We start from the raw sequence: 11885 nt of genomic DNA, 5'->3' as shown, positions 1-11885 counted from the left end.
GCCCACACGGCCCTGCCGCTCTGTGACGGATGTCATGTCGAGGAGATGACATCGCTCATGAGCCGCCGCGGACCGCGGAACGCAGACTGGAGGCATGACAGAGACAGCACCCACCCGGAGCGCGGCGCGAACGGCGCCCGCCGCCGCCCGCCCCGCCGTCGCGGCCACGGGGCTCACCAAGTCCTTCCGCGGCTTCACCGCCGTCGACGGCGTGGACATCACCGTCCGTCAGGGCGAGGTCGTCGCATTCCTCGGCCCGAACGGCGCCGGGAAGACGACCACGATCGACATGCTGCTCGGGCTCTCGCAGCCCGACCACGGCGAGATCGCCCTCTTCGGGCTGACGCCCCGCCAGGCCATCAGCCGAGGCCTCGTCTCCGCCGTCATGCAGACCGGAGGGCTGCTCGGAGACATCACCGTACGCGACACCATGAAGCTCACGGCCTCGCTGTTCGCCCAGACCACCGGCATCGACGCGGCGCTCGAGCGCGCCGGCATCCTCGACATCGCCGACCGCCGCGTGTCCAAGTGCTCCGGCGGCCAGCAGCAGCGACTCCGGTTCGCCATGGCCCTCGTCTCCGATCCCGGGCTGATCGTGCTCGACGAGCCGACGACGGGGATGGACGTCGAGGGGCGGCACTCCTTCTGGCAGGCCATCCACGCCGATGCCCAGCGCGGCCGTACGGTGCTGTTCGCCACGCACTACCTGGAGGAGGCCGACCAATACGCCGACCGGATCATCCTCATCCGCAAGGGGCGGATCGTCGCCGACGGCACGACGGCCGAGATCAAGGCGATGGCCGCCGGCCGCACCATCGAGGCCGAGTGGGAGGGCGCCGACCAGTCCGCGCTCTCGCGCATCCCCGGCGTCGACTCCGTCGAGGTCCGCGGATCCCGGGTGCTCGTGCGGTCCAGCGACTCCGACGCCGTGGCCCGCTACCTGCTCGCCCAGACGCCGGCGCACGACGTCACGATCACCAGCCAGAACCTCGAGCAGGCGTTCCTGCGCCTGACCGGCGACGACAACGAAGGAGAATGAGATGTCCGCTGCATCCCTCGACCGCCTCGACACGATCGACCCCGCCTCCCGCCGGGCCCCGTCCTACGGCGGCTTCAGCTGGACCTTCCTCTCGGTCGAGATCAAGCGTCTCTTCCGCAACGCGAGCGTGGTGATCTTCACCCTGATCTTCCCGCTCGCGATGCTGATCCTCGTCGCGCTCCCCAACCGCGACAAGTCCATCTCCGACGTCCCCCTCGCCCAGGGCGGGATCTCCGCCGCCGTGCCGATCATGATCTCGATGGCGGTGTACGGGGCGATGGTCGCCAGCACCATGACCGGGGTCTCCGTGGCCTCGGAGCGCGCGCAGGGCTGGAGCAGACAGCTCAGGCTCACCCCGCTCAACCCGGTGGTCTACATCCTCGTCAAGGTGCTCTGCGGCCTGCTCCTCGGCGGGCTCGCGGTGCTCATCACCCTCATCGTCGGCACCGCCCTGGGCATCACGGCCCCGGTCGGCAACCTCATCGGCGCCGCGATCCTCGCCTGGATCAGCTCGCTGATGATGACCAGCCTCGGCCTCGCCGTCGGCTACGCCTTCCCCGCGCAGAACGCGATGCGCTACCTCGGCCCGATCCTCCCGATCCTCAGCTTCATGGGCGGCCTGTTCTTCCCGCTGGCCCTGATGCCCGAGGGCGTGCAGGTCGCGGCGAAGTTCACCCCGGTCTGGGGCATCGCGAACCTCTCGCAGTCGGCGATCGTGGGCGAGGCGCCGGATGTCTGGGCGGTTCCCAACCTCGTCGTCTGGTTCGTGCTGTTCACCGGGTTCGCGGTGCTCATGTTCCGTCGCGACACCAAGCGCGTGTGACCACGGCGCGGCTCGTCGCGCGGCGCGACGCCTCCGGTGACGGAGCGCGGCGCGCCGCGCGCTGGCACCAGGGCCCGGGGCGGGCGGAAGATGGAGGGGTGGAGCCCATGGACGAGTGCGATGACGGCCCGCGCACGCAGCCGCGCACGAAGGACTGGCTGCTCGATCGGCGCGCGCTCGGCGATGCCCGCGGGTGGCAGCGCCTCCTGGCAGCGCTGACCGCTCCCGCGTCGCTGCGCTGGTATCCCGGGGCGGCGCTGAGCCTGCTCTTCGCGCTCGGGTTCACGATCATCCCGACGCTCACCCAGGTGGCGGCGCCCGCCTCGTGGGGCATCGTCGCAGGACTCGTGCTGTTCTGCGCGATGTTCGTGACCTCCACTCCCGTCGCGCTCGCGCTGCCGCTGGGCTTCCAGTGGGTGCCGCCCGCGGTGCTCATGCTCTTCACCATCCCGCTGATCGGCCTGCTCGGCCCCGGCTCGACCCTCCTCTGGGTGTACGTCGCGGTCGCATCGGCGCTGTGCCTCGGCTCGCGCACGGCGATGATCGTCGTCTTCTCCCTCGCCCTGCTGTCCTTCCTCGTGATCGAGGTCATGGCCGCGCTCGACCCGGCGTTCGAGGCCGACCGCGGCACGCCCTCCTGGTCGGTGCCTCTGGTGATCGGGTCGGTGGGCAGCCTGATGGTAGCGTTCGCACGCAATCTGCAGACCATGCGCGAGCTGCGCGCCACTCAGCAGGAGCTCGCCGCAGTGGCCGTCGAGGAGGAGCGCAACCGGATGGCCCGCGACATGCACGACATCCTGGGCCACTCGCTCTCCGCGATCGCGCTGAAGGCCGACCTCGCCGCTGCCCTCTCCGAGCGGGACCCCGCCTCCGCAGCGCAGGAGGTCAGGGAGGTGCAGTCGCTGGCGCGCGCGACCCTCGGCGACATGCGCGCCGTCGTCTCCGGCTATCGGCAGGTGCGGGTGGCGAGCGAACTCGCCTCCATCCGCGCGCTGCTCGCCGCCGCCGGGCTCGAGGCTCACCTCCCCAGCACCACGGACGACGTCCCGGAGGAGAACCGGGAGCTGTTCGGCTGGACGCTGCGGGAGGCCGCCACGAACATCCTCCGCCACTCGCAGGCATCCGAATGCTGGGTCACGCTCGCCCCCCGCCGCATCACGATCGAGGACGACGGCGTGGGACCCGCCGAGGGGGCAGGGGCGGGGAGCGGGAACGGGCTGCACGGCCTGGCGGAGCGCGCGCGGGATGCCGGCGGTGCGATCCGCATCGGACGCTCGCGCCGCGGCGGCTTCCTGCTGGAGGTCTCCGCATGATCCGGCTGCTCGTCGCCGACGATCAGGCGCTCGTGCGCGGGGCCCTGGCCACGCTGCTGTCGCTCGAGGACGATCTCGAGGTCGTCGCCCAGGTCGGGCGCGGCGACGAGGTCCTGGAGGCCGCGAGGACGCACGACCCGCAGGTCGCGCTGCTCGACGTGGAGATGCCGGGGATCGACGGCCTCGCCGCCGCCGCGCAGCTGCGCTCCGAGATGCCCGGGATCCGCGTCGTGATCGTGACGACCTTCGGGCGTGCGGGATACCTCTCCCGCGCCCTCGCCGCGGGCGTGACCGGGTACGTCGTGAAGGACACTCCGGCGACCGAGCTCGCAGACGTGGTGCGCCGCGTGGTGCGCGGGGAGCGCGTGATCGACGCCGCGCTCGCGACCGATGCGCTCACCGCGGGGCAGTCGCCGCTGACGCCGCGCGAGACGGACGTGCTGTCCGCGGCGCGGGGAGGGGGCACGATCGCGGACATCGCCGCCGAGCTGCACCTGTCCGAGGGCACGACCCGCAACTACCTGTCGTCGGCGATGCAGAAGCTCGAGGCGCGCACGCGCGCCGATGCCGCACGCATCGCCGAGGACCGCGGCTGGCTGGGCGCCCCCGCCTGAACGCCGCCCGCGGCCGCATCGCTCAGGTCCGCGGGATGCCGGTGACGCGCTCCTCGCCGGTGACGACAGCCTCGACGGCGCCCGCTGACAGCTCGGCGACGTCGGCGGCGAGCCGCGGCAGCGACGCCGGGGGCGCCCAGAGCTCGAACCGCGCATCGGCGGCGTACCGGGTCTCGCCCCGCACTCCGCCATGTGCCGCGGCCCACGCACGGAGCGCGTTGTCGTAGCGACCCGCCTCGGCGTGGGGCACGGACAGCACGGCCTGCGCCAGCAGCATCCGGTCCACCAGTGCCGCGCGGTCGAGACCCTCGGAGACCGCGGAGGAGTATGCCCGGACCAGACCTCCGGCCCCGAGCTTCACCCCGCCGAAGTACCGGGTCACCACGGCGACGAGGTCGGTCAGCCCCCGGCGCCGCAGCACCTCCAGCATCGGCATGCCGGCCGTTCCGGACGGCTCGCCGTCGTCGGAGGACCGGGCACGGTCGCCGTGCAGCCCGGTCACCTGCGCGCTGCAGTTGTGCCGCGCATCCCAGAACCGTCGCTTTGCCGCGGCGATGACCTCGTCGGCCTCCGCCGCGGAGGAGACCGGGGAGAGCTGTGCGATGAACCGCGACTTCTTGATGACCAGTTCATGCTCGACGGCCCCCGCGATCGTCGCGGGGAACGGCATCGCGGTCACCGGTCGGTGTCCGCGGCGAGCTCGGCGAGAGTGCGCACGGTCCGCAGGTTCCGCGCGGTTCCGGAGACCCCCAGCGCCCGATCGAGCACCCCCGTGGTGAGCTTCGTCGACTGCACGCCGCCGGTCCCGTAGTCGATCCAGAGGTCGGCGCCGACGAGGGCGATCCTCTCCCCCGGCTGGAGCCGCGGCGTGAGGGCCTCGATCGCCCCGCCGTCGGCGGGCCCCTCGAGGAACATCGTGTGCAGCATCCGGTCCTCCGCCGCATCGGGGAAGGGGTTGGTCGCGAGCGCCGCGACCAGCTCGTCGTGGGTGCGGACGATCACCGGCGTGTCGACGGAGAACTCCTCCGCGATGAGCGCGCGCACCTCCGCGGAGAGTGCCGGGCGGTCCGCCGGCAGATCGCTGAGGATGTTGCCGCTGGCGATGTAGGTCGACACGTTCTCGAGCCCCAGACGCCCGCTCAGGAGCGACCGCAGCTCGGCCATCGGCACGCGGTTCCGTCCGCCGACGTTCACCGCGCGCAGCAGCAGGGCGCCGCGCACGGTCACAGACCGCTCGCGGCGAGCTCTGCCCCGGCATGGGCGAACTCTGCGAGGGCCGCCTCGCTGGGCGCGGGGGCGACGCCGGCCACGAGGTCGGTGAGGATCCGCACCCGCACGCCGTGCGCGATCGCGTCGAGCGCCGAGGCGCGCACGCAGTGGTCGGTCGCGATGCCGACGACGTCCGCCGCGACCACGCCGTGCGCGGAGAGGATGTCGCCCACGGTCTCCCCGTCGTCGGAGACGCCCTCGAACATCGAATAGGCGGGCTTTCCCTGCCCCTTCCTCACGTGGTGGGTGACCGCGTCGATCACGAGCAGCGGGTCGTAGGCCGCGCCGTCGGTCCCGGCGACGCAGTGCACCGGCCAGCTGTCCCGGTAGTCGGGCTCCGCGGAGAAGTGCCCGCCGTTGTCGCCGTCCGCGTCGTGCCAGTCCCGCGAGGCGACGATGACCGCGTAGTCGCCGGATCTCGCAGCGAGGAGGGCCGTGACGCCGGCCGCCACGGCGTCCCCGCCCTCGACGGCGAGCGCGCCGCCCTCCGTGAAGTCGTTCTGGACGTCGACGATCAGCAGTGCCCTGGCCATGATCCGAGGGTACGCCGCCCGCGCCGGTTCGGTAGAGTCCCCGCATGGCCCCGGACCCGCACCGCCCCGCGTCCCTCGCCGCCTTCGTGCGCGCCGAGGGACGCGGCGTCGTGGCGACGGTCTCGCCGGACGGCGCTCCGGAGGCGGCCCTCGTCGGGCTGACCGCGCGGGACGACGGGACGCTGATCTTCGACAGCCCGGAGACCTTTCGCAAGATCGCGAACCTCCGTGCCGACGACCGCGTGGCCGTCGTGATCGGCACCGGCGGCGATGTGTCCGTGCAGGTCGAAGGCACGGCCCTGGTGGTCGAGGGCGAGGAGCGCGTCGCCCTGGCCGCCGAGTACGAGACCCGGTTCCCGGGCTCCCGGGCGCTCACGGACGGATTCGCCGTGGTCGCCGTCCGCCCCGCCTGGGTGCGCGTCTACGACGCCTCGTCCCCCGCCCCCGAGGTCGCCGAGGCCCGCTGGAACGCCTGATCGCTCACGCCTCGTCGAGCACCACGAGCTCACCGGTCGCCCGGGTCATCGACACGTAGCGGTCGACGGCACCCCGGATGCCGGTGCCGAAGGACAGCGGGTCGACGAGCACCACGAGGTCGAACTCGAGCCCTTTGGCGGTGACCGGTGTCAGCGAGCGCACCCGCCCGGCCGGGTCGTCGCCGCGCGCCGCTCCGATCACGCAGGCCGTCCCGTCCGGATGCCCGCGGAGCCACTCGTCCAGCACCTCGTCCAGATCACCCGCCCTCCCCCGCCGCACGGGGACGCTGCTGCGGCGCACCGAGACAGGGACGTTGGCGTCGGGGAACGCCGCGCGGATCACGGGCTCGGCCGCCGTCATGATCTCCTCGGGCGTGCGGTAGTTGATCGTCAGCGAGCGCTGGTCGGCGTCCGGGATCCCGATACGGCGGAGCCGCTGCCCCCAGGTCTCGGCGAACCCCTGCCGCGCCTGCGCGCGATCGCCCACGACGGTCAGGCTCCGGGACGGGCACCGACGCAGCAGCATCCGCCACTCGGCGTCGGTGAGCTCCTGGGCCTCGTCGACGACGATGTGCGCGAAGGGGCCCGCGAGCGCGTCCCTCTCGATCTCGGGCAGGGCGCTCTCGTCGATGAGGCTGTTGCGCAGGTCGGCGCCGTTCATCCACTGCATCACCTCATGGCCCGCCGAGACGAAGGCCTCGACGACCTCGCCCATGTACTCGCACTGTTCCGCGAGAGCGGCCTCCCGCCGTCGGCGCAGGCGCGCACCGTCCGGGTCGCCGAGCCGATGCCGGGCCGCGTCGATCAGCGGAAGGTCGGCATCGGTCCAGGCATCCGTACGGGGTCTCCGCAGCAGTCCCGCCCCGTCCGCGTCGAGCCAGGGCGCGCAGCGGCGCAGGTATGCAGGGACGGCCCACAGATCGGCGACGAGCGCCGACGCCTCGAGCAGCGGCCAGGCGCGCGCGAAGGTGCGAGTGAGCAGAGGGTGCCGGGCGAGCTGCCGTTGCAGGGCGCGCAGCGGCACGTCGTCGCCCACCTGCTCCTCCGCCTGCGTCCGCAAGATCTCGACGAGGGCCTGCCACACCTGGTCGCGGGCCTCATTGTGCGGGACGCCGGGCTCGGCGGCGGCGAACGCATCCGCCCAGTCCGCCGCCGACACCTCGAGGTCGGCCCATTCGGTCTCGATCGCGAGATCGACGACCGGAGGCTCCTCGTACAGGCGCACCGCGGGCTCGATCGCCTCGACCATGCGCACGTCGGCCTTGAGGGCGGCGATGCGCGAATCCTCCTCCGGAGCGGCCCGCACCCCCTCGGCCACCAGGTCGCGGAGCGTGCATGCGCGCACCCCGTCCTCCCCGAGACCGGGCAGCACGTCGGCGATGTAGGAGAGATAGGGCTCATGCGGTCCGATGAAGAGGATGCCCCGCTCGTCGACCCGCGGGTCGGCGTACAGCAGGTACGAGGCCCGGTGCAGCGCGACCACGGTCTTCCCGGTTCCGGGACCTCCGTCGACGACGAGGGCCTTCCCCGCTCCGGCGCGGATGATCGCGTCCTGATCCGCCTGGATCGTCCCGAGCACGTCCCGCATCCGGGAGGTGCGGCTCTCGGCGAGGCTGGCGATGAACGCCGACCGGTCATCGAGCACCGCGGCGTCGGCCAGCCCGGCCTCGGTGAACGCCTCGTCCCAGTAGTCGCGGATCGTCCCTCCCGCCCAGCGGAACCGCCGCCGGCTGCGCGTCCCCATCGGTTCGGCGTGCGTCGCGCCGAAGAACGGCTCCGCGGCGGGCGCCCTCCAGTCCACGAGCAGTTGCCGTCCGTCGGCTCCGGTCAGACCCAGCCGGCCGATGTACACCGGGTCGGATCCGTCGTCCGGAACGATCCTCCCCAGGCACAGATCGGCTCCGAACCGCTCCCGCACTCGCAGCCGGGTGCTGAGCGCGCGGATGTTCTGGTCCCGTTCGAGGGCGGCGGCACCGGCGCGCACGGCACGGCGGCGCAGTTCGTCGAGCCGGCGGCGGATGCGACGGTTGTCCGCGTCGATCGTCGCGGCGATCTCGGCGAGCCGTGCGTCATCCGCGGCCGTGAAGGCGATGTCGGACTTGGCGGTGCGGTCGGACGGGAGGGCGAAGAAGGTATCGGGAGTGCGGGGCACGGAGGTCCTTCCTGCGCGGCGCGGGCCGCCGCGGCGAAGGTCGATTCTGCCCCCTGCCGGGGGCCTTGCCGCAAGCCCCCACCCCGCCGATAGACTGGAAGTGCGGGAGGGGACACCGTCGGTTTCGCTCCTGCCCGGCTCGCAGGGTAGTATTTCTTCTCGTGCCAGGCGCACGCCGCCTTAGCTCAGACGGCAGAGCGATTCACTCGTAATGAATAGGTCAAGGGTTCGATTCCCTTAGGCGGCTCCACAGAGAGGCCCGGATGCATCACGCATCCGGGCCTCTTCGATTCGAGCCGAGAGCAGGCGCCCTAGGACTCCTCTGCGTCCGCGGGCTCCTCCGGTTGCGGGTGGGCGTCGTGCCTCGTCGGCACCTTCCGCAGCGCGAGCATGAACAGGTAGACGACGCTCAGCACGATCGCGATGTCCGCCACGTTGCCGATGAACCAGCCGAAGTAATCGATGAAATCGACCACGTGACCGTTGCCGAGCGATGCCCCGCGGAGGAGCCTGTCGCCGAAGTGGCTGACGGCTCCGCCGAGGAGGGCGCCGATCCCGATCGCCCACCCGGGCGATGTCACCCGCCACGCGAACACCGCGAGCGCGACGGCGGCGACGCCCGACACGATCGTGAAGATCCAGGTGACGCCGCTGCCCGTGGAGAAGGCCCCGCCGGTGTTGTACGCGAGCTGGAACCGGACGGCGTCGCCGATCACATCCACGACACGGCCGTCGGCGAGCGCGGCGACAGCCCAGACCTTCGACAGCTGATCAATGAGCACGACGACCACGGCGATGCCGAGCGCGATCCAGAAGGCCCCGTGCCGGGACGGCGTACTGCCGGCTCCGGTCATCGTGTCTCCGCTCGTCCTTCGACCGTCGCCTGCGGGCTCATTCGCACCGAAGCCCGTCCTTCGGCACGGTGCCATCGAGCAGGAACCTCTCCACCGCCTCGTTCACGCAGGAGTTGCCCTTGTTGTACCCGGTGTGCCCCTCGCCCACGCGGGTGATCAGCACGCCCTCGGAGAGCTGCTTGGCGAGGGAGACCGCCCACTCGTAGGGGGTCGCCGGGTCGTTGGTGGTGCCGACCACGAGGATCGGGCCCGAGCCCTCCGCCGTGATCGCCTCCCGCTTCCCGGTGGCCGGGTAGGGCCACTGCTCGCACGGATCGGGCGCGTTCCAGTAGGGCGCGAACGTGGGGGCGCCCTTCGCGACCTTGGCGTCGGCGGCGGCCTGCGCGGCCGGATCGTCCTCCACCGGGTAGTCCATGCAGTTGTACGCACGGAACGCCTCGGAGGTGTTGTCGGTGTACTGCCCGTCCTTGTCACGGCCGTTGTAGGAGTCCGCGAGCGCGAACATCATCTCCGGGTCGCCCTGGAGCGCGTCCGCGAATCCCTTGCTGAGGTACTGCCAGTAGTCCTGGGTGTACATCGCCTGGATGATCCCGGTCATCATCGAGTCCGCGTTCATCTTCCGCCCGTCGGCGCCGGTCAGCGGGGTGCGGTCGACCGAGGCGAGCAGCGCCCCCACGTCGGACTTCGCCTCGTCGACGGTGCCGTTGAACGGGCATTCGCTCGTCGAGAGGCAGTCCTTCAGATAGGCGGTCAGCGCGGACTCGAAGCCGAGGGCCTGGGTCGTGCCGACGTCGAGGCCGGGGATCGCGGGGTCGATCGCCCCGTCGAGGACGAGGCGGGTCGCGCGCTGCGGGTAGAGCTTGGCGTAGGTGGCGCCGAGGAAGGTCCCGTAGGAGTACCCCAGGTAGTGCAGCTCCTTGTCGCCGAGCACCGCACGGATCAGGTCCATGTCGCGCGCCGAGTTCACCGTGGTGATGTACGGGAGGATGCCATCGCTGTTCGCGACGCAGGCGTCGGCGAACCTCTTGTTCCCCTCGCCGATCTCGGTCTTCCACTCCGGGGTGTTCCGCGGCGACTTCGGAATCCCATAGAGGTAGGCGTCCATCTCCTTCGCATCGAAGCAGGAGACGGCGGTGGACTCGCCGACACCGCGGGGGTCGAAGCCGATGACGTCGTAGTCGTCGATCAGCGCCTTGCCCACGGCGTAGTCGAGGCTGTTCTGCACGAAGCCCTTGCCGCTCGCCCCGGGCCCACCGGGGTTGACCAGCAGCGAGCCCTTCGCGGTCTTGTTCGCCTTGTGCCGCACGATCGCGAGCGACATCTTCTTGCCGTCGCCCGGGTTCTCCCAGTCGAGTGGGGCACTCACCTCCGCGCAGTCGAAACCGGTGCCGCACGAACTCCAGTCGAGCTTCTGCGAGTAGAAGGGCTGGAGGTCCGGTGCGACGTCCGAGGTGTCCGGCTCACGGTCCGGGCCCGCGGTGGTCCCGCCGTCGGGGATGTTCGCGTACAGGCATCCGCTCAGCGCGATCGCCGTGGCGGCCAAGCCTGCGACGATCGCCGTCAGGCGGCGCAGGCGGGGTGTCGTTCGGTGATTCACGGTGTCCTTCCGCTCGTGACGGTCACGAGAAGGCTTTCCAGGGCGAGCAGCGGGGCGACGTTGCGCTCCAGCGACTCGCGGGTCTCGGCGAGCTGGTCGAGCACCACCAGGGTACGTTCCGCGGGCCAGTCGGAGGCGATCGCGGTCAGCTCGGCGCGCAACTCGGCGTTGATGAGCTCATCGCCGCGGCCGAACTGCAGCATCACCACGTCGCGGTACATCGACTGCAGATCGGTGAGCACCCGGTCGATGCCGTCGCGCAGGCTGCGGGTTGCGCGCTTCTTCTGGTCGTCCTCCAGCGCGGAGACCTGGGCGCGCAGCGCCGGGGGGACGGCCTGTCCCTCCGCGATGCCGACCGTGCGCAGCAGCGCCTGGCGCTCGGCCTCGTCGCGCTCGGCCGTGAGGGCCTTCGCGTCGTCGGTGGCGGCCTGGATCACCCGTCCCGCGACATCGACCGCGTCGCGGACGCCGCGGACACCGAGCACGGACCGCAGCGTGTCGTCGCGGCGCCGGCGGGCCGCGTCGTCGGTGGCGAGGCGCTGGGCCATGCCGATGTGGCGCTGCGCGTGCCGCGCGGCCTGCTCGGCGGTCTGCTCGTCGGCGCCGGTGCGCAGCGTGATGAGACGGGCGACGTCGGCGACGTCGGGCTCGCGCAGGCGCAGCGAGCGCACGCGGGAGCGGATGGTCGGCAGCAGGTCGGCCTCGCTCGGGGCGCAGAGGATCCACACCGTCTGCTCCGGGGGCTCCTCGAGCGCCTTCAGCAGCACGTTCGAGGTGCGTTCGACCATGCGGTCCGCATCCTCGACGACGATCACGCGGTAGCGTCCGACGGAGGGGGCGAAGTAGGAGCGCTCGACGAGGGCACGCGCCTCGGCGATCGTGATGATCACCTTGTCGGTGCGCAGCGACGTGACGTCGGGATGCGTGCCGGCGAGCACCTGCCGCATCGCGCTCTCGTCGTCGGGCCGGTCCGCGACGAGCGCCGCGGCGAAGGCATAGGCGAGGGTCGACCGCCCGGATCCCGGCGGCCCGGTGATCAGCCAGGCGTGCGACATCGCCGCCGGATCGGACGCCGCGGTGCGCAGCGTCTCGACGGCGGCGTCCTGCCCCCACACCTCACCCCAGGGGAACGGCGCGAGGTCGGTGGAGGTCATGCGCTCCAGCCTAACCGGGGCGTCCGACGCCGACGGTCACGCCCGTGCCGGGCCCGACCCG

At 71.9% G+C, this 11885-nt stretch carries 12 protein-coding genes and 1 tRNA gene; 6 read left to right on the top strand and 7 right to left on the bottom strand.

Annotated features, from left to right (window positions below):
- The first annotated feature begins 94 nt into the window (after window positions 1-94).
- From ABWO84_RS07495 to ABWO84_RS07480, 4 genes are all read left to right on the top strand, one after another.
- Complete coding sequence (locus tag ABWO84_RS07495; RefSeq protein WP_353113891.1) at window positions 95-1039, top strand: ABC transporter ATP-binding protein; 945 nt, start codon at window positions 95-97, stop codon at window positions 1037-1039.
- 1 nt (window position 1040) lies between these two features.
- Window positions 1041-1862: an ABC transporter permease gene (locus ABWO84_RS07490; protein WP_353113890.1), complete on the top strand. Its 822-nt coding sequence runs from the start codon at window positions 1041-1043 to the stop codon at window positions 1860-1862.
- 107 nt (window positions 1863-1969) lie between these two features.
- Complete coding sequence (locus tag ABWO84_RS07485; RefSeq protein WP_353113889.1) at window positions 1970-3175, top strand: sensor histidine kinase; 1206 nt, start codon at window positions 1970-1972, stop codon at window positions 3173-3175.
- On the top strand, window positions 3172-3789 hold the full coding sequence (locus ABWO84_RS07480; protein ID WP_353113888.1) for a response regulator transcription factor: 618 nt from the start codon (window positions 3172-3174) through the stop codon (window positions 3787-3789). Before ABWO84_RS07485 ends, ABWO84_RS07480 begins: the two co-directional genes overlap by 4 nt.
- A 22-nt stretch (window positions 3790-3811) precedes the next feature.
- Here the strand turns inward: ABWO84_RS07480 and ABWO84_RS07475 are convergent, their stop codons facing one another.
- From ABWO84_RS07475 to ABWO84_RS07465, 3 genes are read right to left on the bottom strand one after another with little or no spacing between them, the layout of a single operon-like run.
- Window positions 3812-4459: an IMPACT family protein gene (locus ABWO84_RS07475; RefSeq protein WP_353113999.1), complete on the bottom strand. Its 648-nt coding sequence runs from the start codon at window positions 4457-4459 to the stop codon at window positions 3812-3814.
- A gap of 5 nt (window positions 4460-4464) precedes the next feature.
- A complete protein-coding gene (locus tag ABWO84_RS07470) occupies window positions 4465-5016 on the bottom strand; it encodes a DUF1697 domain-containing protein (RefSeq protein WP_353113887.1) in 552 nt (183 codons plus the stop codon).
- Window positions 5013-5591, bottom strand: coding sequence for an isochorismatase family protein (locus ABWO84_RS07465; protein ID WP_353113886.1), 579 nt, complete (start codon window positions 5589-5591; stop codon window positions 5013-5015). Before ABWO84_RS07465 ends, ABWO84_RS07470 begins: the two co-directional genes overlap by 4 nt.
- Before the next feature lie 44 nt (window positions 5592-5635).
- Between ABWO84_RS07465 and ABWO84_RS07460 the strand changes: the two genes are divergently transcribed.
- A complete protein-coding gene (locus tag ABWO84_RS07460; protein WP_353113885.1) occupies window positions 5636-6067 on the top strand; it encodes a pyridoxamine 5'-phosphate oxidase family protein in 432 nt (143 codons plus the stop codon).
- Between the two features lie 4 nt (window positions 6068-6071).
- Here the strand turns inward: ABWO84_RS07460 and helR are convergent, their stop codons facing one another.
- Window positions 6072-8219: an RNA polymerase recycling motor ATPase HelR gene (helR, locus tag ABWO84_RS07455; RefSeq protein ID WP_353113884.1), complete on the bottom strand. Its 2148-nt coding sequence runs from the start codon at window positions 8217-8219 to the stop codon at window positions 6072-6074.
- 174 nt (window positions 8220-8393) lie between these two features.
- Here helR and ABWO84_RS07450 point away from each other — a divergent pair.
- A tRNA-Thr gene (locus ABWO84_RS07450) sits at window positions 8394-8469 on the top strand.
- Between the two features lie 61 nt (window positions 8470-8530).
- On the opposite strand, the gene ABWO84_RS07445 is transcribed toward ABWO84_RS07450, so the two are convergent.
- From ABWO84_RS07445 to ABWO84_RS07435, 3 genes are read right to left on the bottom strand one after another with little or no spacing between them, the layout of a single operon-like run.
- Entirely contained in the window at window positions 8531-9073 is a 543-nt protein-coding gene (locus ABWO84_RS07445; protein ID WP_353113883.1) for a signal peptidase II, read from the bottom strand.
- A gap of 37 nt (window positions 9074-9110) precedes the next feature.
- The gene (locus ABWO84_RS07440; RefSeq protein WP_353113882.1) at window positions 9111-10670 is read right to left on the bottom strand and encodes an alpha/beta hydrolase; all 1560 of its coding nucleotides are present in this window, start codon (window positions 10668-10670) and stop codon (window positions 9111-9113) included.
- On the bottom strand, window positions 10667-11824 hold the full coding sequence (locus tag ABWO84_RS07435) for a DNA polymerase III subunit delta' (RefSeq protein WP_353113881.1): 1158 nt from the start codon (window positions 11822-11824) through the stop codon (window positions 10667-10669). Before ABWO84_RS07435 ends, ABWO84_RS07440 begins: the two co-directional genes overlap by 4 nt.
- Window positions 11825-11885 lie beyond the last annotated feature (61 nt).

Origin of the sequence: Microbacterium sp. (assembly GCF_040394595.1) — a bacterium.
GTDB lineage: Bacteria > Actinomycetota > Actinomycetes > Actinomycetales > Microbacteriaceae > Microbacterium.
The sequence above is the reverse complement of the archived record's forward strand: the minus strand, read 5'-3'. Positions and strand labels throughout refer to the sequence as shown.

Coding starts and splice junctions, on each gene's coding strand:
- ABWO84_RS07485 (WP_353113889.1), top strand. CDS start 1,970: ATGGACGAGTGCGATGACGGCCCGCGCACGCAGCCGCGCACGAAGGAC.
- ABWO84_RS07460 (WP_353113885.1), top strand. CDS start 5,636: ATGGCCCCGGACCCGCACCGCCCCGCGTCCCTCGCCGCCTTCGTGCGC.
- ABWO84_RS07445 (WP_353113883.1), bottom strand. CDS start 9,073: ATGACCGGAGCCGGCAGTACGCCGTCCCGGCACGGGGCCTTCTGGATC.
- ABWO84_RS07465 (WP_353113886.1), bottom strand. CDS start 5,591: ATGGCCAGGGCACTGCTGATCGTCGACGTCCAGAACGACTTCACGGAG.
- ABWO84_RS07435 (WP_353113881.1), bottom strand. CDS start 11,824: ATGACCTCCACCGACCTCGCGCCGTTCCCCTGGGGTGAGGTGTGGGGG.
- ABWO84_RS07490 (WP_353113890.1), top strand. CDS start 1,041: ATGTCCGCTGCATCCCTCGACCGCCTCGACACGATCGACCCCGCCTCC.
- ABWO84_RS07495 (WP_353113891.1), top strand. CDS start 95: ATGACAGAGACAGCACCCACCCGGAGCGCGGCGCGAACGGCGCCCGCC.
- ABWO84_RS07480 (WP_353113888.1), top strand. CDS start 3,172: ATGATCCGGCTGCTCGTCGCCGACGATCAGGCGCTCGTGCGCGGGGCC.
- ABWO84_RS07475 (WP_353113999.1), bottom strand. CDS start 4,459: ATGCCGTTCCCCGCGACGATCGCGGGGGCCGTCGAGCATGAACTGGTC.